The organism is Massilia sp. CFBP9012, from assembly GCF_034045115.1.
Taxonomy (GTDB): Bacteria; Pseudomonadota; Gammaproteobacteria; order Burkholderiales; family Burkholderiaceae_D; genus Telluria.
The window spans coordinates 230,932-256,204 of the sequence record NZ_JAXCWM010000009.1 but is presented as its reverse complement, the minus strand read 5'-3'; the positions used below and the strand labels follow the sequence as shown (position 1 = coordinate 256,204).

The 25,273-nt window shown below is 67.2% G+C and carries 16 protein-coding genes and 6 tRNA genes; 14 read left to right on the top strand and 8 right to left on the bottom strand.

What is annotated here, in order from left to right; translation table 11 throughout:
- The first annotated feature begins 119 nt into the window (after positions 1-119).
- The 10 genes from SOM61_RS16960 to SOM61_RS16915 all read left to right on the top strand — a co-directional run bounded on the left by SOM61_RS16960 (position 120) and on the right by SOM61_RS16915 (position 10,174).
- Positions 120-2,726 (top strand): diguanylate cyclase domain-containing protein, encoded by a 2,607-nt coding sequence (locus SOM61_RS16960; RefSeq protein ID WP_320475158.1) that lies wholly within the window; start codon positions 120-122, stop codon positions 2,724-2,726.
- Positions 2,716-4,089 carry an aminotransferase class I/II-fold pyridoxal phosphate-dependent enzyme gene (locus tag SOM61_RS16955; protein WP_320475157.1) on the top strand — a complete coding sequence of 458 codons (1,374 nt, stop codon included), beginning with the start codon at positions 2,716-2,718 and terminating at the stop codon, positions 4,087-4,089. Before SOM61_RS16960 ends, SOM61_RS16955 begins: the two co-directional genes overlap by 11 nt.
- The gene (locus SOM61_RS16950) at positions 4,082-7,738 is read left to right on the top strand and encodes an AMP-binding protein (protein WP_320475156.1); all 3,657 of its coding nucleotides are present in this window, start codon (positions 4,082-4,084) and stop codon (positions 7,736-7,738) included. Before SOM61_RS16955 ends, SOM61_RS16950 begins: the two co-directional genes overlap by 8 nt.
- 63 nt (positions 7,739-7,801) lie before the next feature.
- Positions 7,802-9,193, top strand: a complete 1,392-nt coding sequence (gene gltX / locus SOM61_RS16945) for a glutamate--tRNA ligase (protein ID WP_320475155.1) — start codon at positions 7,802-7,804, stop codon at positions 9,191-9,193.
- Between the two features lie 147 nt (positions 9,194-9,340).
- A tRNA-Ala gene (locus SOM61_RS16940) sits at positions 9,341-9,416 on the top strand.
- A 56-nt stretch (positions 9,417-9,472) separates the two neighbouring features.
- Positions 9,473-9,548, top strand: a tRNA-Glu gene (locus SOM61_RS16935).
- Positions 9,549-9,635: 87 nt separating this feature from the next.
- Positions 9,636-9,711 (top strand) — tRNA-Ala (locus SOM61_RS16930).
- 39 nt (positions 9,712-9,750) lie between these two features.
- A tRNA-Glu gene (locus SOM61_RS16925) sits at positions 9,751-9,826 on the top strand.
- A 75-nt stretch (positions 9,827-9,901) separates the two neighbouring features.
- Positions 9,902-9,977, top strand: a tRNA-Glu gene (locus tag SOM61_RS16920).
- Positions 9,978-10,098: 121 nt separating this feature from the next.
- Positions 10,099-10,174, top strand: a tRNA-Glu gene (locus SOM61_RS16915).
- A 125-nt stretch (positions 10,175-10,299) separates the two neighbouring features.
- On the opposite strand, the gene SOM61_RS16910 is transcribed toward SOM61_RS16915, so the two are convergent.
- The 3 genes from SOM61_RS16910 to SOM61_RS16900 form a co-directional block, all read right to left on the bottom strand.
- The gene (locus SOM61_RS16910) at positions 10,300-12,201 is read right to left on the bottom strand and encodes a S8 family serine peptidase (protein WP_320475154.1); all 1,902 of its coding nucleotides are present in this window, start codon (positions 12,199-12,201) and stop codon (positions 10,300-10,302) included.
- A 28-nt stretch (positions 12,202-12,229) separates the two neighbouring features.
- Complete coding sequence (locus tag SOM61_RS16905) at positions 12,230-12,478, bottom strand: hypothetical protein (RefSeq protein ID WP_320475153.1); 249 nt, start codon at positions 12,476-12,478, stop codon at positions 12,230-12,232.
- Positions 12,479-12,617: 139 nt separating this feature from the next.
- Positions 12,618-13,565 carry a hypothetical protein gene (locus tag SOM61_RS16900; protein WP_320475152.1) on the bottom strand — a complete coding sequence of 316 codons (948 nt, stop codon included), beginning with the start codon at positions 13,563-13,565 and terminating at the stop codon, positions 12,618-12,620.
- Between the two features lie 363 nt (positions 13,566-13,928).
- Between SOM61_RS16900 and earP the strand changes: the two genes are divergently transcribed.
- Together earP and SOM61_RS16890 are read left to right on the top strand one after the other, a co-directional pair.
- On the top strand, positions 13,929-15,104 hold the full coding sequence (earP, locus tag SOM61_RS16895; protein WP_320475151.1) for an elongation factor P maturation arginine rhamnosyltransferase EarP: 1,176 nt from the start codon (positions 13,929-13,931) through the stop codon (positions 15,102-15,104).
- A 107-nt stretch (positions 15,105-15,211) separates the two neighbouring features.
- Positions 15,212-15,787, top strand: coding sequence for an elongation factor P (locus tag SOM61_RS16890; protein ID WP_123072262.1), 576 nt, complete (start codon positions 15,212-15,214; stop codon positions 15,785-15,787).
- Positions 15,788-15,983: 196 nt separating this feature from the next.
- On the opposite strand, the gene SOM61_RS16885 is transcribed toward SOM61_RS16890, so the two are convergent.
- Positions 15,984-16,955, bottom strand: coding sequence for an MBL fold metallo-hydrolase (locus tag SOM61_RS16885; protein ID WP_320475150.1), 972 nt, complete (start codon positions 16,953-16,955; stop codon positions 15,984-15,986).
- Positions 16,956-17,064: 109 nt separating this feature from the next.
- On the opposite strand from SOM61_RS16885, the gene SOM61_RS16880 reads away from it, so the two are divergent.
- Positions 17,065-17,994, top strand: a complete 930-nt coding sequence (locus SOM61_RS16880) for a LysR family transcriptional regulator (protein WP_320475149.1) — start codon at positions 17,065-17,067, stop codon at positions 17,992-17,994.
- A gap of 165 nt (positions 17,995-18,159) precedes the next feature.
- Here the strand turns inward: SOM61_RS16880 and SOM61_RS16875 are convergent, their stop codons facing one another.
- Together SOM61_RS16875 and ilvD are read right to left on the bottom strand one after the other, a co-directional pair.
- Positions 18,160-19,425, bottom strand: a complete 1,266-nt coding sequence (locus tag SOM61_RS16875) for an HD-GYP domain-containing protein (RefSeq protein ID WP_320475148.1) — start codon at positions 19,423-19,425, stop codon at positions 18,160-18,162.
- A 473-nt stretch (positions 19,426-19,898) separates the two neighbouring features.
- Positions 19,899-21,761, bottom strand: coding sequence for a dihydroxy-acid dehydratase (gene ilvD / locus SOM61_RS16870; protein WP_320475147.1), 1,863 nt, complete (start codon positions 21,759-21,761; stop codon positions 19,899-19,901).
- A 186-nt stretch (positions 21,762-21,947) separates the two neighbouring features.
- Here ilvD and SOM61_RS16865 point away from each other — a divergent pair, with 186 nt between their 5' ends.
- Positions 21,948-23,546, top strand: coding sequence for an amidase (locus SOM61_RS16865; RefSeq protein WP_320475146.1), 1,599 nt, complete (start codon positions 21,948-21,950; stop codon positions 23,544-23,546).
- Positions 23,547-23,549: 3 nt separating this feature from the next.
- On the opposite strand, the gene SOM61_RS16860 is transcribed toward SOM61_RS16865, so the two are convergent.
- Positions 23,550-24,041 (bottom strand): TssQ family T6SS-associated lipoprotein, encoded by a 492-nt coding sequence (locus tag SOM61_RS16860; RefSeq protein WP_320475145.1) that lies wholly within the window; start codon positions 24,039-24,041, stop codon positions 23,550-23,552.
- Positions 24,038-25,231 carry a PEGA domain-containing protein gene (locus SOM61_RS16855; RefSeq protein WP_320475144.1) on the bottom strand — a complete coding sequence of 398 codons (1,194 nt, stop codon included), beginning with the start codon at positions 25,229-25,231 and terminating at the stop codon, positions 24,038-24,040. The genes SOM61_RS16860 and SOM61_RS16855 overlap by 4 nt, the downstream gene beginning before the upstream one ends.
- Between the last annotated feature and the right edge of the window lie 42 nt (positions 25,232-25,273).

The following is a 25,273-nucleotide window of genomic DNA, read 5'->3' as shown; positions in this document are numbered from 1 at the left end:
CGGTCAGCTTTTTCCTGCGAACTATCTGTTTGAAAATAAAGTCGTTAGGAAATTCCCTACCTACACTCTGACCTTGAGCGACCAGGGCACAAGTGTGCAAAACGGGTATCGGGAATCATATGGACGACGACAGCACACAGCGGTGGAGCGGGCGCTACCTGGGCATTGCGCAGCGCTTCATCCCCGCCGCGCTGCAGCAGGATGCGACCCAGGCGGCGCGCGGCGCCAATGTCGTGAATGCGGCGGTGATGGCCGGCACCGCCGGGCCGCTGTACGCGCTCGCCTATTGGCTGCTGGGCCTGGAGACGGCCGCCGTCGAGATCCTGCTGTGTTGCGCGGTGATGCTGTCGGCGCCACCGGTGCTGCGCCTGACCGGCAGCGTGGTGGTGGCGCGCGAAGTGTTCCTGTGCGCGCTGTTCTTCAATTTCAGTTGGCTCAGCTGGCACCTGGGCGGCATCGTCTCGCCCACCGTCAGCTGGCTGATCACGGGGCCGGTGGTCGCGATGTTCCTGGGCGGCAAGCGCTGCGCCGGCGTCTGGCTGGCCATGAGCTGCGCCAGCGCCACCCTGATCTACCTGCTGGAGGCCTACGGCCTGGCCCAGCCGTTCGCGCCTGCTACCCAGATGCCGCTGCTCCACCTGGTGTGCGACCTCGGCCTGTACGTCGTGGTGCTGGTCTTCGTGCTGCTGTTCGAACTGACCAAGAGCGACGGCTTTTCGCGCCTGCGCCAGGCGCTGGCCACGATCAACGAGCTGGCGATCCGCGATGAGCTGACCGGCATCCATAACCGCCGCTTCCTGCTCGACCTGGTGGAAAAGGAAAAGGAGCGCGCCGACCGCAATGGCAGCGAATTCAGCCTGTGCCTGTTCGACATCGACTTCTTCAAGCGCATCAACGACACCTATGGCCACGCGGCCGGCGACACCGTGCTGCGCGCCTTCGCCCGCACGGCGCAGGACCAGTTGCGCGCGCTCGACGCCTTTGGGCGTTACGGCGGCGAAGAGTTCCTCCTGATGCTGCCCGAAACGCCGGCGGCGAGTGCGATCGCGCTGGCCGAACGGGTGCGCGGCGCGGTCGAAGGTCTGCGCTGCCTTGACGTCGAACGCACGATCACGCTGACGGTCTCGGTTGGCGTGGCCGAGTACCGGCTGGGCGAGAAGGTGGCGCAAACCATCGTGCGCGCCGACCAGGCCCTGTACCTGGCCAAGTCGGGTGGCCGCAACCGGGTGCTGTGCCATGGCGACGACGGCCCGGCCGAAGTAACAAGAAGCCTGGCCGCGCCGGTCACCGACGCCCGGGCGCCGGCGGATGGCACGGACGGTTTCCAGCGCGACCAGCTGACGGGCCTCCTGAACCGGCGCCTGCTGCGTGACCGCCTGCGCCATGCGATGGACCGCGCGCGCCGCAACGGCCGGGTGGTGGCGCTGCTGCTGCTGAACATCAACCGCTTCAAGGAAGTCAACGACGCCCTCGGCTTTGATGCCGGCGATATCCTGCTGCACCAGGCCGGCGACGCGATCCGGCGCTGCCTGCGTGACTGCGACACGGTGGCGCGCTGGGGCGGCGACGAATTCGTGGCCCTGCTGGAAGACCTGGGCGGCCAGCCCGACGCCCTGCTGGTGGCCGACAAGGTCCTGGACCGATTCACGGCGCCGCTCGCGGTCGCCGGCCGCGATTGCTATGTGACGCTGGCGGTCGGGATCGCGCTCTATCCGGCGCCGGACTGCGACCTCGACGCGCTGCTCAAGCGCGCTGACATCGCGATGCGCAGCGCCAAGGGCTGGGGCCAGAACATCGTGCGCGCGTATGCCGGCAACGGAGCCGGCCCGGGCGCTGGCGATGGCGCCACCAGCGTCTTGCCCCCTTCGCAGAGCGAACGCCTGGCCCTGAAGAACGGCTTGCGCGACGCCCTGGCCCAGGGCCAGCTGTTCATCGAATACCAGCCGCAGGTCGAGTTGCGCGAGCGGCGCGTGATCGGGGTCGAGGCGCTGCTGCGCTGGCAGCATCCGGTGTATGGCCGGATCGACCCGGGCCGCTTTATCCCCCTGGCCGAGGAGACGGGGATGATCGTCCCGATCGGCGAGTGGGTGCTGCGCTGCGCCTGCCTGCAGAACCGTGCCTGGCACGCCGCCGGCCTGCCGGAGATAAAAACCGCGGTCAACCTGTCGGCGCGCCAGTTGCGCGAGCCGGGCCTGGCCGGGCGCATGCTGGCCATCGTGGCCGAGACCGGGATGCCGCCCGCCTGCCTCGATCTCGAGATCACCGAAGGCATCCTGATCGAGGACCTGGCCGCCAACTGCGTCGTGATCAGCCAGTTGCGGCAGGCCGGCGTGCTGGTCTCGATCGACGATTTCGGCACCGGCTATTCGAGCCTGAACTACCTGTGCGAGCTGCCGGTGGACATCCTCAAGATGGATGGCCTGTTCGTGCGCCGCCTGGGCGCCGCCAGCGGTCGCACGCGCGCCTACGCGGTCGCCGACAGCATCGTGGCGATGGCCCACCGTCTTGGCCTTACCGTGATCGCCGAATCGGTCGAGACGCCGGAACAGCTGGGCGACCTGTGCGCGATGGGCGTCGATGCCGCCCAGGGTTATCTGTTCGACCGGCCGCTGTCGCCCGAGCTGGTGGCGGCGCTGCTGGCGCGCCAGCAGCGCGAGTGCGCCGATGCCATGCTCCCGCCAACCCGTATTCTTGAATCCGTAGCCGGAGGACGCCGTGCAGAATGAATCGATTCCCTTCGACCCCGTGCGCGACCCGGCGGCCCTTGGTGCTTCCGGCGCCCTGGACGGCAACGTCGCCCAGTTCGCCCAGCCGCGTGGGCCCGACCTGCTGCGCCGCGGCGGCGCGCTCGACGCCTGGGTGGCGCTGCGCGCCCGCCACGGCGTCTGGCCCTACGGCAGGGTGCTGGAAGGCCCTCCCGGCCCGCTGGCCAGCGTGGCCGCCGATGGCGCGCCGTCCGCGCGCGGCATCAATTTCGCGTCACAGGATTACCTGTCGCTGGCCGCCCATCCGGCGGTGCACGAGGCGGCCCGGCGCGCGCTGCACGACGCCGGGCCGCACAGCGCCGGCTCGGCTGTCTTGCTGGGCAATACCCGCCATTCGCAGGCACTGGAAACCGCACTCGGCGAGCTCTTGGGCCTGGACCAGCTGGTGCTGTTCCCGACCGGCTGGGCGGCGGCCTTCGGCGCGATCACGGCCCTGGTGCACTCGTTTGACCACGTGGTGATCGACGCCCTGGCCCACGCCTCGCTGCGCCAGGGCGCGGCCTGCGCCACCCGCAACGTGCTGGTGCACCGCCACCTCGACTGCGACCATGTGCGCGAGCTGCTGGCGCGGATCCGCGCGATGGACGCCGTCAACGGCATCCTGGTGGTGACCGAGGGTCTGTTCAGCATGGACGCGGACAGCCCCGACCTGCCGCTGCTGCAGCACCTGTGCCGCGAATATGGCGCGACCTTGCTGGTCGACGTGGCGCACGACCTGGGCGCGCTGGGACCGGGCGGTGGCGGCGTGGTGGCCAGCCAGCGGATGCTGGGACGGATTGACATCGTGATGGGCAGCTTTTCCAAGACCTTCGCCACCAACGGCGGCTTCGTCGCCTGCGCCCACCAAGGAGTGCGGCGCCAGCTGCAGCTGTACGCCGGGCCACATATGTTCTCGAACGCGCTGTCGCCGATGCAGGCGGCGGTGGCGCTGGAAAGCCTGCGCATCGCCGCATCTAGCGAGGGCGACGGGCTGCGCGCCGACCTGCTGCGCAACGCGGTCGAGCTGCGCGCGCTGCTGACCTGCTCGGGCCTGCATTGCCTGGGCGGCCCGTCGCCGATCGTGCCGGTATGGACCGGCCTGGAAAGCGCGGCGCGCGTGGCCGGCATGCTGCTGGCGCGCGATTCGGTGTTCGTCAACCCGGTCGAGTTTCCCGGCGTGCCGCTCGGGGCGGCGCGGCTGCGGCTGCAACTGATGGCCCAGCACACGCCGGCCCAGCTGCGGCGCGCGGCCAGCCTGGTCGCCAATGCCTGCGGCCGCGCCGGCGCCGGCGCCTTTGCCGGCAACTCGCCGCGCCAGGCCTACCAGGGGCGCTATCGTGGCTGAGAGCGAGCCGCTGCAGGCGGCGTTCGTCCTGCGCCAGCTGGAGCGCCACGCGCGCATCGCGCCCGAACGCCTCGCCTTCACCTTCCTGCGCGAGGACGGGCGTGAGGAATCCCTCAGCAATGGCGAGCTGGCCGCGCGCGTCGATGCGCTGGCCGGCCTGCTGGCGCGCGAGGCCGCGCCGGGCGAACGGGCATTGCTCTTGTATCCGCCCGGCCTGGCCTTCGTGACCGCCTTCTTTGCCTGTCTGCGCGCCGGCCTGGTGGCGGTGCCGGCCCCGCTGCCGCGCCGGAACGAAGGCGGGCGGCACCTGCGCGCGCTGCTGGTCGACGCCGATCCGGCGCTGGCGCTGGCCATGCGCGAGGCCGCACCCGGCCTTGCCTTCGTGATGGACGGCGGACGCACGCGCCTGCTGTGCACCGATGGGCTGCAAGGGTTGCCGGTGCACCTACCCATGGTTGCGCCCGATGCGCTGGCCTTCATCCAGTACACCTCCGGCTCCACCATGGCGCCGCGCGGGGTCGAGGTCGGCCATGCCAGCCTGGCGGCCAACGTCGCGATGATCCGCGCCGCCTTTGGCTTCGACGCCGACAGCGTGATGGTGAGCTGGCTGCCGCCGTTCCACGACATGGGCCTGGTGGGCAGCATCGTCACCCCAGTCAGCGTGGGCTTTCGCTCGGTCCTGATGGCGCCCGCGACCTTCCTGCGCCAGCCGCAGCGCTGGCTGGAGGCAATCCACGCCTACCGCGCCACCTGCGCCGGCGCGCCCGATTTCGCCTGGGACCTGTGCGCGCGCCGCACGACGCTCGAGGACAAGGCCCGGCTCGACCTGTCCTGCCTGACGGTGGCCTACAACGGCGCCGAGCCGGTGCGCGCGGCCACCGTGCGCCGCCTGTTCGCGGCCTTCGCCGAGTGCGGGCTGCGTCCTGGCGCGATCTTTCCCTGCTATGGCCTGGCCGAGCACACCTTGCTGGCGGCGGGCGGCCCGCGCGGGCAGGCGCCGCGCACCTTCGCCCTCAGCCAGTCGCGTCTCGAGGCGGGCCAGGTGCGTGAGGCCGAGCGCAACGACCCCGATGCGCGCGAGCTGGTGAGCTGCGGCCCGCCGGCGCCGGGTGTGGAGCTGCTGGCGGTCGATCCGGACAGCTGCCGTCCAGCGGGGCCGGGCCGGGTCGGCGAGATCTGGCTGGCCGGCGCGGCGGTGGCGCGCGGCTACCGCAACGCGCCCTCCATGGCGCAAGCCGCGTTCGAGGCCAGGCTGGCGGACGGCGCCGGGCCCTGGCTGCGCACCGGCGACCTGGGTTTCGTGCGCGATGGCGAGCTGTATATCACCGGGCGCCTGAAAGAGCTGGTGATCGTCAATGGGCGCAATATCTATCCGCAGGACGTCGAGATGCTGGTGGAGGAGGTGACCGGATTCCTGGAGCCGAACCGCTGCGCGGTGTTCGGCGTCGATGACGGCGGCCAGGAGCGGCTGGCGATCGTGCTGGAGGCCGACCGCCGCCTGGTGCGCATCGCCCGCCGCGGGCGCAGCGACGCCGCCAGCCTGGCCCAGCTCGACGCGCTGGTCGGGCGCATCCGCAGCGCGGTAGCCAGCCGCTTCGGCACCACGGTCGAACTGCTGGTGCTGGTGCGGCCCGGCTCCTTCCCGCGCACCAGCAGCGGCAAGGTGCAGCGCGCGCTGTGCCGCGCGCTGGCCGCCCGCGAGGAACTGGACGTGGTGTACGCGGCCCGTGAATTGCATCCGCGCCGCCGCAGCAGCGACGCGCGCGAGCTGAGCGCGGCCGAGCAAAGCCGGCGCACGGCGGGCGAGATGCGCGACTGGTTGCGGCGCTGGGCGCCGCGCCGGCTCGACTCGCGCCTGATGGACGAGCGCCGCACGATGCCGCCGCACGTCCTGCTCGACCTGGGCAATCATGGCTTTCTGGGCATGCAGGCGCCGGTCGCCCTGGGCGGCAAGGCGCTGGCGACCGGCGACCTGCTGCGCCTGATGGAACAGCTGGCCGCGATCGACCTGACCCTGGCGACGGCGGTCGGGGTGCACAACGGCCTGGGTTTGCGGCCGGTGCTGCGCTTCGCACCCGAGCGCCTGCGTGCGGCGGTGGCCCCGCACCTGGCCGGCGGGCGCCAGCTGGCCGCGTTCGCGCTGACCGAGCCGGCGGCGGGCGCCAATCCGCTGGCGATGCGCACCCGCGCCCAGCGCTGCGCCGGCGGCTGGCGCCTGAACGGCGACAAGCACCTGATCGGCCTGGCCAACTGGGCCGGCTGGATCACGGTGGTGGCGCGCGCGCTCGACGAGCAAGGCGTCGTGCTGGGGACGGTGGCGCTGCTGCTGCCGGACGACGCGCCCGGCCTCTCCCAGGAAGCCGAGGCGCTGACCATGGGCATGCGCGCCATGGTCCAGAACGCGCTGCGCTTCGACGACGTGTTCGTGCCCGACACCCACGTGCTGGGCCAGCCGGGCGCCGGAATGGAGGTGGCGCGCGACGCGATGGCCTTCGCGCGGCTCGGGATCGGCGCGCTGTGCGTTGGCGGCATGAAGCGCTGCGCCCAGCTGATGCTGCGCTATGCCGGCCGGCGCGAGGTGGCGGGCGGGCGCCTGCTCGAGCATCCGGTGACGCTGGCGCGCCTGGACGAGCTGACCGGTGCGATCGGCGCGCTCGAGGCGCTGGTGCGCGCGCTCGGCGCCCATGACGAACAGGGTGGAGTCCGTGGCGCTCAGCGCGGCCTGCCGCAGGAAGCCTGCATGGCCTGCAAGTGCGTGGCCTCGGAGCTGCTGTGGGAGGCGGCCGACATGCTGATGCAGCTGCTGGGCGGGCGCGGCTACCTGGAACCGAACCTGGCGCCGCTGCTGATGCGCGACGCGCGCGTGATGCGCATCCTGGAAGGGCCGACCGAGGCGCTGTACGTGCACCTGGGCGCCGGCGCGCTCGACGGCGCTTGCCTGGCATTCGCCGCCGACGTGCTGGACGCGCCCGACATCGTGCGGCAGGCGCGCGCGGCGCTGCGGGAGGCCGGCGCGGCCTGCCCGAGCCATGCGGCCGGCGAACTGTGCGCCTGGACCCTGCTGGCGGCCGCCTGCGGCGACGGTCCGGCCGCCCCCTGGGCGCGGCGCCGCTGGTCGGCGCTGCTGGCGCAACTGAAGCAGCCTGGCGCGCCGGCGGCGCCCGCGACCCTGGCGGCGCGCATCGCCGCCTATGCCGAGGCGATCGGCACGCCGGAGCAGGAGGCGGCCGATGAGGACCTCAGGCGCGATCCCTTGCTGGCGCCGGAGTGGGCGCCTGTGGCGGAGCCGGCCCCGGCCCCTCCGCGGGTCCAGCCGCAGGCGAAGGGGGAGGCAAAGGAGGAGGCAAAGGAGGACGCAGAGGCGGAGCCGGGCGACACCCGCGCGCTGGTGCGGCGCTGCCTGTCGTATGGCCTGGATGGCGGCGTCGAGACGCTGGGCGACGACCAGCCCTTCGCCGAGGTGGGGCTGGATTCGCTGTCGGCGATGCCGGTGGCTTTGGCCCTCGAGCGCCAGACCGGGATGGCGATCAATGCCGAGATTTTGTATGAATATCAGACGGTGGCCCAGCTGGCAGCCTATCTCGATGCGCGCAGGGAGGCCGGGGCTGTGCAGGAAAGGGTGGCGCAGAACGGGGCGGCGGGCGCTTGACCGATGCAGCCGGGCGCAGGGCGACGGAGTAGAATACGCTCTTTTACCTGATTGCTTTCTGCCATGACCGTCCGCACCCGATTCGCTCCCAGCCCGACCGGCTACCTCCACCTGGGCGGCGCGCGCACCGCGCTGTATTCCTGGGCCTATGCCCGCCATTTCGGCGGCACCTTCATCCTGCGCATCGAAGACACCGACCTCGAACGTTCGACGCCGGAAGCGGTGCAGGCGATCCTGGACGGCATGAAGTGGCTGGGCCTGGAGCACGACGAAGGCCCGTTCTACCAGATGCAGCGCATGGACCGCTATCGCGAAGTGGTCAAGGGCATGCTGGAGGCGGGCACCGCCTATCTGTGCTACTGCTCGCCGGATGAGGTCGAGGCGATGCGCGAGCGCATGCGCGCGGCCGGCGAAAAGCCGCGCTACGACGGCACCTGGCGTCCCGAACCGGGCAAGACCCTGCCGGCCGTGCCGGAAGGCGTCAAGCCGGTGGTGCGCTTCAAGAATCCGCTGGACGGCGAAGTGACCTGGACCGACGTGGTCAAGGGCCCGATCACGATCGGCAACAAGGAACTGGACGACCTGGTCATCGCGCGTCCGGACGGCACCCCGACCTATAACTTCTGCGTCGCGGTCGACGACTGGGACATGAAGATCACCCACGTGCTGCGCGGCGACGACCACGTGAACAACACCCCGCGCCAGATCAACATCCTGCGCGCGCTCGGCGCCGAGCTGCCGCAGTATGGCCACCTGCCGATGATCCTGGGCGCCGACGGCCAGAAGCTGTCCAAGCGCCACGGCGCGGTGAGCGTGATGGAATATCCGGAGCAGGGCTATCTGCCGGAAGCGATGCTGAACTACCTGGCGCGCCTGGGCTGGAGCCACGGCGACGACGAGATCTTCTCGATGGAGCAGTTCACCGAGTGGTTCAACCTGGAACACCTGACCGCATCGGCGGCCCAGTTCAACCCTGAAAAGCTGGGCTGGCTGAACAACCACTATATCAAGCAGACCGACAACGAGCGCCTTGCGCAGCTGGCGCTGCCGAAGCTGGAGCGCGACGGCGCGCGCTTCGACGGCGCCCCGGCGCTGCCGACCGTGCTGGGCCTGATGAAGGAGCGCGTCAACACGATCAACGAGCTGGCCGATGCCGCGATGCTGTTCTACCGCGATCCGCAGCCGGATCCAGAATTGCTGGCCCTGCACCTGACCGACGCAGTCCGCGCCGCGCTGGCCACCTTCGCCGAGCGCTGCGCCTCGGTGGAGTGGAACAAGGCGGCGCTGGCCGCCATGCTCAAGGAAGTGCTGGCTGCCCACAGCCTCAAGATGCCGCAACTGGCCATGCCGCTGCGCCTGCTGTTGACGGGCCAGCTGCAGACGCCGGCAATCGATGCGGTGCTGGAGCTGTTCGGGCGTGACGTCGTGCTGGCGCGCGTGCAGAAGGGCCTGTAACAAGGGCTGCAGGAAGGCGTAGGGTCGGCGGGAAGACCCGCCGACCCTACGCAAGAAAGAACGTTGAATGGCGTTGTACATAAACGCTAAAAACGGACTTTGCGAAATGCAAGGTCGTCCTATATAATGCTCGCACTTCAGCACTGCGGGGGTATAGCTCAGCTGGGAGAGCGCTTGCATGGCATGCAAGAGGTCAGCGGTTCGATCCCGCTTACCTCCACCAACTCTGAAGTGGCAGTAAGGTAGTAGAGCAGTAAAAGCAGTAAGCGGTTGTTCCCGGTCCCTATCGTCTAGAGGCCTAGGACATCACCCTTTCACGGTGAGTACCGGGGTTCGAATCCCCGTGGGGACGCCAGGTAACTGGCAAGAATGACCGGACGAAGGCAGCGCAAGCGGCACTAGTCGAAGCAGTAGCAGTGTAGTAAAATGTTGTTTTCTCGTAGGGGGTATAGCTCAGCTGGGAGAGCGCTTGCATGGCATGCAAGAGGTCAGCGGTTCGATCCCGCTTACCTCCACCACGATGGAAAACAGCAACAAGCAGTATTGGATTTACTAGGGTCCCTATCGTCTAGAGGCCTAGGACATCACCCTTTCACGGTGAGTACCGGGGTTCGAATCCCCGTGGGGACGCCAAGAATATGGCAATGCGCCGCGCCAGCGGCGGCGCATGGTAAGGTAGTCGGTAGTTTAAGTTTTGTGCAGTTTTAGGTCCCCATCGTCTAGAGGCCTAGGACATCACCCTTTCACGGTGAGTACCGGGGTTCGAATCCCCGTGGGGACGCCAGCTTAAAACCGGAGTAGACCAACGCGCAAGCGCGGAGAGGTGCTCCGGTTTTTCTATTGTGCTGGCAGAAGTGTGCCCATATGGGCAAAGTAGTAGTAGAGTAGTCGCAATACAGTTTTAGGTCCCCATCGTCTAGAGGCCTAGGACATCACCCTTTCACGGTGAGTACCGGGGTTCGAATCCCCGTGGGGACGCCATACAGATAGCCGGAGCCGGCCGCGAGAGCGGGGCTCCGGTTTTTCTTTGGGCGCTGCATCTGTGGCACTGCGAACGCAGTCCATGCAGGTTCGCTTTCCCGGCCTCCGTCATCTTCTGGGCGGCATCACCATCCCGATGGCCGCAAACCCGCGAACGGGTATTGCATCGTTCCACCCTGGCCCACGCCACCGCCTGGCAATCCCATGCCCAGGCGGACACCGTCGCCTGGCTGCATCGCGAACATCCCGGCAGGAATACCGAAACTGGCGGCCGCAGCTTGCCACGCCATGCCGGGCTGCGCCACGGGCAGGCCCAGCGCCACCAGGGCGTCCGGCAAGCCATAGCCGATCCGGTTTGGATCGCTCAGCGTGACGGGGCGCGCACTCATCCGCAAGACCTGGAACAGGCGCTCGACCCGTTCTGGCGAGCGCGGCAGCGACATCGACTGGAACTCGGGACGGTGCGCCAGCACCAGGGCGGCAAGGCCGGTGATGTGGGGCGCCGCCATCGAGGTGCCGTCCCAGGCCGCGAAGTTATTGGGGGGAACCGACGACACCACGGCCACGCCCGGCGCGCAGACGTCGACCTGCGGCCCGAAGCAGCTGAACTTGGCCGTAAAGTACCCCTGCATGTCGCTGTCCGGGCCGATGGTTTCGGCATGGTAGCTGTCGGGCGGGAACTCGCCGATCTTGCCGATCGCCGCCACCGCCAGGACATGCGGCGAGGAAGCCGGGTACTGGACGGCCGAGGACGAGTTGCCGGCCGCGGCGATGCAGGCGACGCCGGCCTGCTTGGCGCGCACGATCTGCCGCTCCAGCGCTTCGGACGGCGATCCGCCGCCCAGGCTCATGTTGACGATGTCGATCCCCTGTTCGATGCAGTATTCGAGCGCATCGATCAACTGGCTGACCTGGCCGCCGGGGAAAAGTTTGCAGACGTGGATCTCGGCCTCGGGCGCGAAGCCGCGTATGCCCCAGGCCGGATCGGCGGCGGCGATCACCCCGGCGCAGTGCGAGCCGTGCCCGAGGGTATCGACGTTCCAGGTGGAGCGGTCGACCTGTTTGTTGACGACGTCGAAGCCGGCATGGATCTGGTTGAGGTTGCCATGCGTGGTGGCGGCGCCGGAATCGATGACGGCAATCTTGACGCCGCGGCCGCGGAATTGCTGGGGCACCTGGTCGAGACGCATCGCGCGGGCGCCCCAGCCCATGACGGGCTGCTGCGGCATGCCCTGCAGGGCGGGCCAATCGGCCAGCGGGCGCAGCATGACGACGTTCGGTTCGTCCAGGCTCAGGTCGGGGTCGCGCTGGTAATGGCTCCAGTAATCGGTGCGCGGCTTGACGTACAGGCCGCTGATCGCGTGCGCGTCTTCGCCATACAGGCGCAGATGGGCGACCCCGTCGGGGCCGGTAACCGCGGAGCTCGGCAGCGCACCGCCGAACAGCGAGACCTCGACATCGGGCAGTGGCGCGCCGTCCTTGCCGACCACGGCGAGCAGCAGCTCGGCCTGCGGTCCCTGGTAGGGCGTGAGGGAACTGACGAGGTCCGGGCGGCGCAGCATGGGGTCGAGCAGTTCCAGGTGCTGGTCGCGCTCGACCAGCAGCTGGCCCTGGGCGCGCTGCAGCAGCTCGCCCGCCTTCTGGTCGGTCATGCGCGCCACGATCACGCCATCGGCCGGTTCGCCCATGGCGGCGGGGCTGAAGCCGGCCGGCGCCATGCCGCCGCGGGTGGCGATGGTGTCGACCACGTCGATGTCGGGCAGGGTGTGCAGGGCCTGCTGGACGGCCGCCAGACCAAGTGGTGCGACCCAGCTGCTGGTGCCGAAGGCGCCGGTGAGGGCCGCGCGTGGCGCGACCAGGTATTTTTTCTTGCGCTCGGTGACCGGACGGCCGTGCGCGATGGCCGTGGCGCCATTGATTGCGCCTGCCGCAGTTGCAGCCGCAGTGCGCTTGGCTCCTGCGCCGTCAGGAGTCGGGTTGGGCGTCTCCTGGGCTTCGCCGGCGGAGCCTTTCGTATGTTTTGGCATGGGATGTCCTTTGCCCGGGACCGCTCCGTCAGAGAGAGAGCGGCTGGTCCGGTTCGATCGTTAACTGGTGAAGAGTCTGTTGCCGCAGCCGCTCGGCGGTCGGCGCGTCGGTCTCAACGACGGCCGTATGCGGCGGCCCGGAAGAAGGCCCGATAATGTCGACCAATTGCACGCCTGGTTCAGTGCCCAGGGTTGCGAGAAACTTGGAAAGTGCGTTGTCATCGTTGGCGGCGCGCACGATGTAGCGGCCGAGCGTGGGAGGCAGGGATGCCGGCATGGCGGGGCTCCTGAATGCCGGCCTGCCGCAGGTGGATGCCTGCGGCAGGCTGGCGCAATGTCGTTAGACAATAGGCGTTAGACAGTCAGCGTCAGGCAATAAGCGTCAAGCCTTGCGCGTCAAGCGGTCGGCGGCTGGTTCAATGCACGGTTTGCTGGCCACCGTAAGGCTGCTGCTGTCCGCCATACGGCAGTTGCTGGCCACCATACGGCAGTTGCTGGCCACCGAACTGCTGGCCGAACTGCTGCTGGCCATAGGGATCGGCCGAGAGCGGCACGTAGCGGCCGAGCTGGCTGGCGACGTTGCCGATCGCGGCGCCCAGGCCCTGGTTACCAAGCTGCTCGCCGATGAAGCCGCCGACCGGGCGGGCGAATTGGGCGATTGCATTGCCGATCCAGCCTTGCGGCGCGATTTGGCCCCCTTGCTGGCCGCCTTGCTGGGCGACTTGTTGTTGCAGCACCGCTTGCTGCTGCTGGACTTGCTGCAGCGTTTGTTGCAGCTGCTGTTGCAGCACTTGCAACTGCTGCAGCTGGACCAGCGGCGACGATGCTTGCTGGCCTTGTTGCTGGCCCTGCGGGTCAGCCCCGAACGGCACATAACGCCCGTAGCTGGAGCCTTCGCTGATGATATTGCCCAGGGTGCGGTTGCCGGTCAGATTGCCGATCAGGTTGCCGGCCGGCTTGCCGATCGTGCTGATCAGGTTGCCGAAGAATCCGCCTTGCGGGGTCAGCTGGCCTTGCTGCTGCGGTTGCTGTTGCTGTTGCATCTGTTGCATCTGTTGCATCTGCTGAATCTGCTGCAACTGCTGGAGCTGCTGTAGTTGCTGCAGCTCTTGCAGCTGTTGCGGGTCCAGTTGTTGCTGGCCGAGGCTGCCCGATGGATCGGCCGACAGCGGTGAAAAACGACCCAGGAAACCGCCGGCCGTTTCGCCGATGCGGCCACCCAGGCCCGCATTGTTGAACAGGCCGCCGATGCCGCGGCCGATCACGCCACCCAGTGGCGCGCCAAACATGCTGCCCAGCGATTGCGGTGCAAACTGTTGTGGTCCGAATTGCTGTGGATAGCCTGCTTGTTGATACTCGTTCATGGTAACTCCTCCAGGTAGTCGGCCGTATCGCGGCAGGCAGGAAGCGGGTTGGCGCCTTCCGCGATCGGCCGTGTTCACATTGTTCGCGCCATCGCAAGACCGACGGCGCGACGCGAAGGGCAGGAAGGGCTGCCATCGAGGCCGCCTTCCCTGCAGGTAGGCTGTTCGACCGGGCGTCGATGGCGAAGTTTTTGGCTCTTGGTGGTCGGTGGGCACTTCGTTTTTGGTCATTGCGGTAACGCAGACGCGCTCCAGAAATGCCCGAATTTCTTCGCGGATTGCACTGTGCTCAGGGATATTTTGTCGGATGGCGTTAGAATGGCGGCCCCTGCCACCGCCGCCTGACGGCCTCACTGTTTACCCATGTTCCAGAACTCTTCCGCGCCGTCGCTGGCCATCTTTTGCAAGGTCGTCGACAACTACGGCGACATCGGTATCTGCTGGCGCCTGGCGCGCCAGTTGCGCCACGAGCACGGGGTCGCGGTCACGCTGTGGGTGGACGACCTGGCGAGTTTCCGCCGCATCTGTCCGGAAGTCGATCCGGGCGCCGCGGCGCAGGCGGTGCAGGGCGTCGCGGTGCGCCACTGGCGCGGCCAGGACGACGTGTATGGCGTGGAGGACATTCCCGACGTCGTCATCGAGTTCTTCGGCTGCGAGCTGCCGCCGTCCTGGATCGAGGCGATGGCGGCGCGCACGCCGCGTCCGGTATGGATCAACTACGAAGGCTTGACGGCCGAGGAGTGGGTCGAGGGCTGCCACCGGCTGCCGTCGATGCATCCAAGGCTGAAGCTGACCAAGCACTTCTACTTTCCTGGCTTTAACGAGCGCACCGGCGGCCTGCTGCGCGAAGCCGGCCTTGACGCGCGCCGTCGCGCCTTCCAGCAGGATCCGGCCCAGGCTGCCGCCTTCCTCGCCCGTTTTGGGGTGGCGCCGGAGGAGGCGGCCCGGCGCAAGGTGTCGCTGTTCTGTTATCCCGAGGCGCCGGTCGATGCCTTGTTCGGCACCTGGCGCGAGGCGGCTCAGCCGACCCTGTGCCTGGTGCCCGAGGGCGTGGCGCGCGAGCGGGTCGAAGCCTTCCTCGGGGGCGCGGCAGCGGCCAGCGCGAGCGCCACCCGCGGCGCCCTGACGCTGAAGGTGCTGCCCTTCGTGCCGCAGGAAGACTACGACCTGCTGCTGTGGTCCTGTGACCTGAACTTCGTGCGCGGCGAGGATTCCTGGGTGCGTGCACAATGGGCGGGGCGCCCCTTCGTCTGGCATATCTATCCGCAGGACGAGCAGCTGCACCACAAGAAGCTGCGCGCCTTCCTGCAGGCCTATGCGAAGGGATTGCCAGCGCTGGATGCCTTCATGCTTGGCTGGAACGGGGCGCGCACGATTGGTGACTGGGCGGCCGCCTGGACGGCGCTGGAAGCCGAGCTGCCGCGTATCGCGGAGCAGGCCGAAGCCTGGCATGAGCAAGTCACCGGCCATGGCGATTTGGCGACGAAGCTGCTCGATTTCGTGTGCGAGCTGGGGCAGGCACAGGAAAAACGAGTATAATGCCCGGTTAGTTTCTAACGGATTCCGACGATCAAACGCAGGTTCCGAGGCTCCTAGTCACCAGCCCGCGATGATTTAATGCAACTATCTTTTTACGTAAAATACCTATGAAACCCGCAAAAGAAATTCGTGTTGGCAACATCATCATGGTTGATGAAAAGCCATTCATCGTGCTGCGTTCCGACGTCAACGGCTCGAGCCGCACCGGCTTCACCTACAAGTGGAAGATGAAGAATCTTCTGACCAACGCTCCGCTGGAAAACGTGTTCCGCGGCGACGACAAGTTCGACGTGGTCGTGCTGGACAAGAAGCCGGTCACCTACTCGTACTTCGCCGACCCGCTGTACGTGTTCATGGACGCCGATTACGAACAGTTCGAGATCGAAGAAGAGAACCTGGGCGACGCGCTGCACTACCTGAAAGACGGTATGGAATGCGAAGCCGTGTTCTATGACGGCAAGGCAATCTCGGTCGAACTGCCGACCATCATCGCTCGCCAGATCATTTACTCGGAGCCAGCAGTCAAGGGCAACACTTCGGGCAACGTCCTGAAAGAAGCCAAGCTGGAGAACGCCATCGAAGCCCACCAGCACACCATCATGGTGCCGCTGTTCGTGAGCCAGGACGACGTGATCGAGATCGACACCCGTACCAACGAATACAAGAAAGTGGTGCGTAACTAAGCACTGGCTAATCAAGAACAACGCTGCCTTTGCAGTCACGCCGTTCAGCGGAAGTCCCGCTTCAGTACAAGAACGGTGTGGCGTTGAGGCAGGGTTTCGATGGCCCGGTCGAGTTTTCGTCCGGGCCATTTTCATTCAAAAAAAATCCAGAACCGCCGACCACTGGTGTCCTTTCGCCGGGTTGCGGCTGCTTCCATCAGCGGTACTCGGCCGGCACCCAGCGATACATCGAAGACCTGTCGCCACCTACGCGGCCTATGCCCGGAAACGGTATGTGCGCGCTGGCGACCCAGACGCCGCGCGCGCTGGCATAGGACAGCAGCTTGTACCGGGTGTTCACGGCCAGCTGCCGGTCCGAGTCGAACTCGATCGAGACTTCCGGACGTGGGAACTGGACCGCAGCATTGTGGATGATGTCGCCCCAGACCAGAAGGTCGCCGTCTTTCGAGGAAAATAGATATGCAGTATGTCCCACGGTGTGGCCGGGTGCGGCGATGGCGGTGACGCCGTCGCGTAGTGGCTGGTCGCCCTCGAACACCGTAAGCCGGCCTGCCGCCAGATAAGGTGCGACAGCATCGCGCGACATCTTGAACAGGGCGCGCTGGTCCGGCCGTGCGTGTCGCTCGCTCGCCTCGCTCAGCCAGTAATCCGCATCGGCCTTCGGTACGAACACCTGCGCATTCTGGAAGGCCATGTTCCCGTTCCCGGTCAGTAGCCCGCCGCTGTGATCGGGATGCAGATGCGTCAGCAGGACGGTGTCGATGTCCGCAGTCGCATATCCCGCCGCGCGCAAGTTGTCCAGAATGCGCCCGAGCTGCGGACCGAAGAGCTTGGCGGTGCCGGTATCGACCAGGATTGTGTTTCTACCTGTATCGATCAGGAAAGCATTGACCGGCGTCGGTACCGGCGCGGTGATGGGAATGAACGCTTGCGTCAATGAAGACTGGATAGCCTGCCTGCTGGCGCCCCCGAGCAATGCGGAATCGATATCGACAACGCCATCGTAAAGTGCCGTCACGGTCAGGCGCCCGACCGGCATGCGGAAAAATCCCGGCGCTTGCGCCTTTTGCATTGCTACCTCCTCACCCCGTCCGGACGCGGACGGCATGGCTGTCACGAGCACGCCAGCCAGGGCCAGGACGGCATGGCGCAGCAGTTTGGTCTTCATGGTTTCCCCTTGATGGATCGAAATGTCATGGTATAAGAGAAAATAACTATCCAGTGGTGAATGTTTCTCTTCTATCTGGATACATTTATTCGACATCGATTTGGGTGATATGAGCGATCAACTGGGTGGTATCGCCGCATTCGTGCAGGCGGCACAGTCCGCCAGCTTCGCCCTGGCGGCGGAACAGCTGGGGCTATCGCGCTCTGCAGTTGGCAAAGCCGTGGCCAGGCTCGAAGAGAGGCTTGGCGTGCAATTGTTCCATCGCACGACGCGCAGCCTGAGGCTGACGGACGAAGGCGCTCTTTTCTACGAGCGCTGTTCCGGCGCCCTGGCCGAAATCAGGGGGGCCGAGCAGATATTCGACAGTGGACGGAACGAGCCGGCGGGCCGTCTGCGGATCAGCGTTCCAGTCCTGCTGGGACGTCATTGTGTCGCTCCGCTACTGGTGCAACTCGCGCAACAATATGCGCGCCTCGAAATCGATGCCGTTTTCACCGACCGCCCCGTTGACCTGCTGGACGACGGCTTCGATCTGGTGGTCCGCACCGGAGGACTGGCCAATGAAGCCGAGCTGAAGGCGCGCCGCCTGGGGGCGCAAACGATGGTGCTGTGTGCTGCGCCTTCTTACATTCGTACGCGCACAGCGCCTTCGACGCTCGCGGATCTGGCGGCGCATGACACGCTGGCCTATGGCAAGGGCGATCGAATAGTACCGTGGCTGTTTACCGAATCGGGCCAGTTACGAACTATCAGGACCAGGGGAAGGTTGCGCTTCGACGACCTGGAATCGATCGCCGCTGCCGCTGTTGGTGGCGCCGGACTGGCATGGCTGCCGTCATGGCTGATTGCCGGCCAGTTGCATGCCGGCTTGCTGGTCGAGTTGTTGCCGACGCTGCGGGGGCCAGGTTTCGATGTCTACGCGGTGTGGCCGCTAGGGCGCTACCTGCCGATGCGCGTACGCCTCGTCATCGACGAGCTCGTCAAGCACATGCCGTCGATGCTCCAGGCCGACATCAATGTCACGATGTCACAGTCGTGAATCGGGCGACACGCGGCTGGATCCGTCCTGCCCGGGGGCGGCAGCCTGGCCGGATCAGCCTGGAAGCCTTCGGGCGTGGTTGCGGCAAAGCCGGGAAAGCTTATACCGCCAGCCACTCCTGTCCGCCATCGACCTCCAGTTGCAGCACTAAGCCGCACCACCTCGTCAGCACATCAACGCCAGCAAGTGCTCGACACCCGCGATCGACGTGCGCGCGGGCCCCAGCTGCAGCGCCAGGTCGCGCCCGATGTCGCGCACGCGCCAGGTAATCTCGCGCAGCGCCAGTTCGCCTTCGAACATCTCGGCGGCGCTGGGCGGCGCCCCTTCGGTGACCGCAATGCGCATGTCCAGGCCGGTGGCTATGAAGGCGCGCTGCACCAGCGCCAGCCGTTCGCGCGTGCGCAGCAACAGGTCGAGGTGCTTGGGCGCGACCTTGCCGCTGCGGGCGATCTCGGCTGCCATGTCGGTCGCCTCGCCCATCCGTTCGGACAGGCGAATGATGTCGTCTTCGCGGACGCTCGTTATTTCCAGTCCGAAGTCATCGCCGCCGAGCTTGCGGCTGGCCTGCGATATCAGGGCCGAGATGGTGCGCGGATGTTCGCCGCTGACGACCTTCAGCGCCATGTCGGCGCGCTGCAGGGGATTCGGTTCGTGCAGCAGACCGGCAATCAGTTCGGCGCCTGCGACCAGCTGGCCGGCGGTGCTGCTTTGTCCGACCACCATGGCGCGCGGGTAACCGGTGCCGTTCAGGCGCTCGTGATGCTCCGCGACTGCGATTGCGACTGCTGGCGGGCATTCGCCCAGATCCTGGATCAGCAAGCGGCCGATCTGCGGATGGACGATGACGTGCGCCCATTCCTCCGGCGCCAGCACGTGGGTGGCGCGCAGCAGCTTCGGGTCGATGTACAGCTCGCCGATATCGTGCAGTACACCGGCCATGGCGCTGGTGCGGCGCAGGTCCGTTCCCAGGCCGGCATGCGCGGCAAATGCCAGCGCCAGCGTCGCCACCTCGGCCACATGGCGCAGCCCGGAGGAGTCGTTGCGGTCGATCATGGTCAGCATCATCGCCAGCGGCGCGGAGAATTCGAGCGCGTCCAGTTCACGCCGCAGGGTCCCGTCGTTGATGCCCGACAGCGAAACGATGGCGCCCAGCGCGGCGGATTCCTCGACCGCGCGTGCGGCACAGCCGGCCAGTGTCCGCGCGTCGACGGCGCCATCGACGGCAATGCAGGATTCGATCGGCTTGCGCAGGCGGTGCACGATCAGCCGCTCCTGCAGCCGGCGCGATACCTGTGCGCCCTTTGCCAGCAACTTGTTACCGTGGGTATCGTAGATGTCTTCGGTCGCGGTGACGCCGACTTCTTCGGAAAGCGCCAGCACCTTGTCGAGGTAGTGTTCGTTGACGACGGCGCCGGGTTGGTGTTCGGTCATGACATGCCTGTTGAGAGCCCGCGAAGGATCGATGGAAATCAGCTGTTTGCCTTCCGACAATTAGCCCACGAGCAATCATATAACATTCACCAAAAAGATGCTGCAGGGAAAGAATGCATAGCATATTCGCACGAAAGACGGGTCACTTGCGGTTCTGCGAACCTTCCCAGCCCAGCCCGGTCTCAGTACCGCCGGTCATTTTGAGGCGGCGCCGCGGACAGTCTGGATGTCGATACATTGTTCGCCGCGCCTTGCGTGGCGTCACGCCGGGCCTTCAGGAACGCTCACAGCCACGGGCCTGGCTGGCCACGTTCGACGATGCCGCCGATGCCGTGGCCAATTGCTGGTGGCCGCAGTCAAAGCAGATCGATTCGAGCCGTGTGCCGAAATAACATGAACAGCGCCAAAGAAAAATGCCGTCCAGTTCGACTGAACGGCATTTCTGCCCTGCCGTATTCCCTATACGTGCGCTGTCAACGTCGCAGCTGCGACAAGTCGCGCACCGCCCCACGATCGGCCGAGGTGGTCAGCGCCGCATACGCCTGCAGCGCCTGCGACACGTAACGCTCGCGCCCGACCGGCTGCCAGGCATCGCTGCCGCGCGCTTCCATCGCCGCCCGCCGGTGCGCCAGCTCCTCGGCCGTCACGCGCAGGTTGATGGTGCGCGCCGGGATATCGATATCGATCATATCGCCTTCTTCCACTAGCCCGATGGCGCCGCCTTCCGCTGCCTCCGGCGAGGCGTGGCCGATCACCAGCCCTGAAGAGCCGCCCGAGAAACGCCCGTCGGTGAACAGCGCGCAAGCCTTGCCCAGGCCCTTCGACTTGATGTACGAGGTCGGGTACAGCATCTCCTGCATGCCCGGCCCGCCTTTCGGGCCTTCGTAACGGATGATGACGACGTCGCCCGCATGCACGGTGTCGCCCAGGATCGCCTCCACCGCCGCGTCCTGGCTCTCGAACACGCGCGCCTTGCCAGAAAACTTGAGGATGCTTTCGTCCACGCCGGCGGTCTTGACGATGCAGCCCTTCTCGGCGATGTTTCCGTACAGGACCGCCAGACCGCCATCCTGCGAATACGCGTGCGCGCGGTCGCGGATGCAGCCGCTGCTGCGGTCCAGATCGTTCTGTTCGTAGCGTTCCGATTGCGAGAACGCCACCTGGGTCGGTACGCCGCCCGGCGCTGCGCGGAACCAGCGGTGCACGTCGGCGTCGTCGCTGACCTTGATGTCGTATTTTTCGATGGCGGCGCCGATGCTGGGGCTGTGCACGGTCGGCAGCGAGGTGTCGAGCAGGCCGGCGCGCGCCAGCTCGCCCAGGATGGCCGGGATGCCGCCGGCGCGGTGCACGTCCTCGATGTGGAATTTATCGGTCATCGGCGCCACCTTGCACAGGCAGGGCACCTGGCGCGAGATGCGGTCGATGTCGGCCATCGTGAACTCGACTTCGGCCTCGTGGGCGGCGGCCAGCAGGTGCAGCACGGTATTGGTCGAACCGCCCATCGAGACGTCGAGCGCCATCGCGTTCTCGAACGCGGCCTTGGTGGCGATCGAGCGTGGCAGCACCGAGTAATCGTCGCCTTCGTAGTGGCGCTTGGCCGCGTCGACGATCAGGCGTCCGGCGCGCAGGAACAGTTCCTTGCGGTCGGCGTGGGTGGCGACGATGGTGCCGTTGCCCGGCAAGGACAGGCCGAGCGCCTCGGTGAGGCAGTTCATCGAATTGGCGGTGAACATGCCGGAACACGAACCGCAGGTCGGACAGGCCGAGCGTTCCACTTCTGCCACGTCGGCGTCCGATACGCTGGCGTCGCCGGCCTTGATCATGGCGTCGATCAGGTCGAGCTTGATCACCTTGCGCTCGTTGTTGACCACCTTGATCACCTTGCCGGCCTCCATCGGGCCGCCCGAGACGAACACGGTCGGGATGTTCAGGCGCATCGCGGCCATCAGCATGCCGGGCGTGATCTTGTCGCAGTTCGAGATGCACACCATGGCGTCGGCGCAGTGGGCATTGACCATGTACTCGACCGAGTCGGCGATCAGGTCGCGCGAGGGCAGCGAATACAGCATGCCGCCATGGCCCATGGCGATGCCGTCGTCGACCGCGATGGTGTTGAATTCCTTGGCCACGCCGCCGGCCGCCTCGATCTCGCGCGCGACCAGCTGGCCCAGGTCTTTCAGGTGCACGTGGCCGGGCACGAACTGGGTGAAGGAATTGACGACGGCGATGATCGGCTTGTCGAAGTCGCCGTCCTTCATGCCGGTGGCGCGCCACAGCGCGCGGGCTCCGGCCATATTGCGGCCCTGGGTGGTGGTGTGCGAACGGTAGGTCGGCATGCGATGCTCCTGCAGAATTTGAAAAATGCGTGAAAAACAATGATGGCATCAGGGTGAAGGCTGGGGCTGGGTTTGTCCAATATATGATGACGTGATCTGTAAGTGGTTTTGTGTATCACAGAAGTGCTGGGGTAGAGGCCGTCGTGCTGCTATGCTAATGCTTTGTAATATATGGAGTGGCGGGGCATGGAGCGCAGGGATTTTGTACGACTGGGTTTGGCGGCCGGCGCGGCCGCGGGGACATCTGGCCTGGCACTGGCCGCGCCTGCAGCGAAGGCCTCCGCGAAGTTCAAGCCCGACCCGATGCTCGACGCCGGCGTACAGCTCCAGCAGCAGGCCATGCGTGCCGGCAAGCTGACAGCGCACGGGCTCGCCACGCGCTACCTGGCCCGCATCGAGGCCGTCGACCGCGCCGGTCCGCGCCTGCGTTCGGTGATCGAGCTCAATTCCGACGCCCTTGAGATCGCCCGCGAGCGCGACCGCGAACGCAAGGCCGGCAAGCTACGCGGCCCGCTGCACGGCATCCCGGTGCTATTGAAGGACAATATCGCCACCGGCGACAAGATGAGCACCACCGCCGGTTCGCTGGCGCTGGACGGCGTGCGCGCCGCCCGCGACGCCCATCTGGTCGCGCGGCTGCGCGATGCCGGCGCCGTCATCCTGGGCAAGACCAATCTGTCGGAATGGGCGAATATGCGCTCGGTGCGCTCGACCAGCGGCTGGAGCGCGCGCGGCGGCCAGACCCGCAACCCCTATGCGCTCGACCGCAACACCAGCGGTTCGAGTTCCGGATCGGCGGCGGCCATGGCGGCCAGCCTGGCCACGCTGGCGGTGGGCACCGAGACCGATGGCTCGATCGTCTCGCCCAGCGCCAGCTGCGGCATCGTCGGCATCAAGCCGACCCTGGGTCTGGTCAGCCGCGCCGGCATCATCCCGATCGCGCACTCGCAGGACACGGCCGGCCCGATGACGCGCAGCGTGGCCGACGCCGCCTTTTTGCTGGGGGCGCTGGCCGGCCCCGATCCGCAAGACAGCGCGAGCGCCAAGGCGCCGCGCATCAATTATGCGAGCTTCCTGCGCAAGGACGGCCTGCGCGGCAAGCGCCTGGGCGTGGCGCGCGACTTCTTCGGCGCCAATGAAGGGGTGAATGCGCTGATCGAGAAGGAGCTGACCTTGCTGAGAGAGCAGGGCGCGATCCTGGAAGACGTCACGATCCCCAATAGCGACAAGTACGGCGAGACCGAGCTGACGGTGCTGTTGCATGAATTCCGGCCCGACCTCGAGGCCTGGCTGGCGGCCTATGCGCCGCACGCGCCGGTCAAGACCATGGCCGACATCATCGACTTCAATGTGCGCAACGCCAAGCGGGAGATGCCGTACTTCGGCCAGGAGCACCTGATCGCGGCCCAGTCCAAGGGCGGCCTGCAAGCGCGCGACTACGTGAAGGCGCTGGCCAACAACCGGCGCTATGCGCGCGACAAGGGGCTGGAACAGGTGCTGCGCGACCGCAAGCTCGACGCCCTGGTGGCGCCGACCGGCGGACCGGCCTGGCTCACCGACTACATCAACGGCGACCATTACGGCAGCAGCTTTTCGTCGCCGGCGGCGGTGGCCGGCTATCCGCACGTCACGGTGCCGGCAGGCCTGCTGCACGGGCTGCCGATCGGCCTGTCCTTCGTCGGCAAGGCCTGGAGCGAGCCGGCGCTGATCGCCATGGCCTATGCCTACGAGCAGGCCGGCAGGCGGCGCAGGGCGCCGACCTATGTGGCGCACATCCGGGTCTAGGGTTCAGCGTTTGACCGTCTGTTTCGCCTGCGCGAACACCGGTCCCCACTGCGGGTGTCCATGCTCGCCCGGACCGAGATCGAAGGACGGATCGAGTTTGAAAGCGCGGTCGAAGGTCTGGCGGCACAGCGCCTGGCGGCCCGTCACGCAATAGCTGAAGGCGGTGTACTTGAGGGCGGTCAGCCGTTCGCGCTGGCCGGCGCCGTTCATGTCGCTGCCGTTCAGGCGCCGGATCGCGCCGTCGTAGTCGCCCTTGTCGTACAGGGCGATCCCTTCGCGCAGCGCGACGTCGTCGCGGTTGGACGCCGGCGCGGCAGGGCGGTTCGGCTGCTGCGCGCGCTGGGCACGCTGGTTGCGTGGCTGGGCGCCGTCGGCGCGCGGATGCGGCCGGGCTTTCTCCTGGCCGCCGAACATGGGGCCGAACTGGGCGCAGCCCGACAGCGTTAACGCCAGCGTGGCCAGCACAGCCGCCCGGCTCATGGTTGCGATGCTCACGGTGCATCCTCCTCGGTGAAATCAAGTTCGATCGTTCCCGTCTGGCCTTCGACCGAGTTCACGGTGACCGTGTGTTCCGGGAAGCCCGGGTTGACGATGCGGATCGTGTGCTCGCCCGGCGGCAGCGTGATGCGCCTGAGCGGTGGGCTGGCGCCGCGCTCGACGCCGTCGACGACGATCGTGCCCCAGGGTTTGACCGCCAGGGTATAGGTGGTGCCGGCGACGGCCGCCTCGGGCGGCGTGCCCCTGGGCGCCAGCTGGACCGCGGTGGGCGGCACCGCGGCGTCCGGCGCGGGTGGCGGGGCGACCGGCGCACCGGATGCGCTCTCGTCGATCACCGGGCCTTCCAGTCGGGCCGCGGGTTCCTGGGGCAGCGCCACCAGCGGCGTCTCGGATGCGCTATATGGGTCTTCGAGCGCGGGCGGCACGGACAGGGCCAGCGCATCGCTGGAGTCGGCCTGGCGCAGCAGTGCGAACAGGGCGACCAGCGCCGCCGCCAAGACCAGCGCGAGGATGCCGATCAACAGCCAGCGCCGCGGGCGTTCGGTGGCGGCAGGGGCCGCGACCGGGTCGGGCGCGGAACGGGTCCGGGGCAGGTGAGCCGGCGCCACAGGCGGTGCGGGCGTGACGACCGGCGCCACTGGCACATCGGCGGGCGCTGCCGCTTGCACGGGCGCGGCATCGTCTTCCTCCGGCGGCAGCAATGCCGCGGATGGCGGCGCGAGCACCACGATGCCCAGCAGCTCGCGCATCTGTTCGATGGTATGCGGACGCAGTGCCGGATCGGGCGCCAGGCAGCGGTCGATGGCTTCGATGAAGGACTCGCTGTAGTCGCCGAGCGGGCGGCCGCGCAGCGGCGTGGTGGGAACGAGGTCGAGCGTCACCGCATAGTGCACCACGGCGGCCAGGTCATGCATGTCGCGCGCCTCGATTTCGGGCAGCGACTCGGGATCCGGTTCCTGGTCCGAGCTGGGCAGCAGCATCGGATCGCCCGAATCGAGGATGAGCAGGGTGTCGGGCGTGATCAGGCGGTGCGGCATGCGCATGCCGTATTGCACTTCGAGCGATTGCAGCACCTGGCGCACGATGCGGCGGCACCAGGCTTCGCTGACCATCTCGTGGTTGTGCTCGACGATTTCACGGACAGTACGGCCGTCGAGCTGCTGTGTTGCGGTGTCGGAACTCATCATGGCATCGTGCCGGACGCTGGAGGGGCGTCCGGTGATTATTTA

Bases quoted from the DNA above. Each gene is read 5' to 3' on its own strand.
- SOM61_RS16885 (WP_320475150.1), bottom strand. From the start codon at position 16,955: ATGAAGACCAAACTGCTGCGCCATGCCGTCCTGGCCCTGGCTGGCGTG.
- SOM61_RS16865 (WP_320475146.1), top strand. From the start codon at position 21,948: ATGGAGCGCAGGGATTTTGTACGACTGGGTTTGGCGGCCGGCGCGGCC.
- SOM61_RS16890 (WP_123072262.1), top strand. From the start codon at position 15,212: ATGAAACCCGCAAAAGAAATTCGTGTTGGCAACATCATCATGGTTGAT.
- gltX (WP_320475155.1), top strand. From the start codon at position 7,802: ATGACCGTCCGCACCCGATTCGCTCCCAGCCCGACCGGCTACCTCCAC.
- ilvD (WP_320475147.1), bottom strand. From the start codon at position 21,761: ATGCCGACCTACCGTTCGCACACCACCACCCAGGGCCGCAATATGGCC.
- SOM61_RS16900 (WP_320475152.1), bottom strand. From the start codon at position 13,565: ATGAACGAGTATCAACAAGCAGGCTATCCACAGCAATTCGGACCACAA.
- SOM61_RS16905 (WP_320475153.1), bottom strand. From the start codon at position 12,478: ATGCCGGCATCCCTGCCTCCCACGCTCGGCCGCTACATCGTGCGCGCC.
- SOM61_RS16875 (WP_320475148.1), bottom strand. From the start codon at position 19,425: ATGACCGAACACCAACCCGGCGCCGTCGTCAACGAACACTACCTCGAC.
- SOM61_RS16855 (WP_320475144.1), bottom strand. From the start codon at position 25,231: ATGATGAGTTCCGACACCGCAACACAGCAGCTCGACGGCCGTACTGTC.
- SOM61_RS16880 (WP_320475149.1), top strand. From the start codon at position 17,065: ATGAGCGATCAACTGGGTGGTATCGCCGCATTCGTGCAGGCGGCACAG.
- earP (WP_320475151.1), top strand. From the start codon at position 13,929: ATGTTCCAGAACTCTTCCGCGCCGTCGCTGGCCATCTTTTGCAAGGTC.
- SOM61_RS16910 (WP_320475154.1), bottom strand. From the start codon at position 12,201: ATGCCAAAACATACGAAAGGCTCCGCCGGCGAAGCCCAGGAGACGCCC.
- SOM61_RS16960 (WP_320475158.1), top strand. From the start codon at position 120: ATGGACGACGACAGCACACAGCGGTGGAGCGGGCGCTACCTGGGCATT.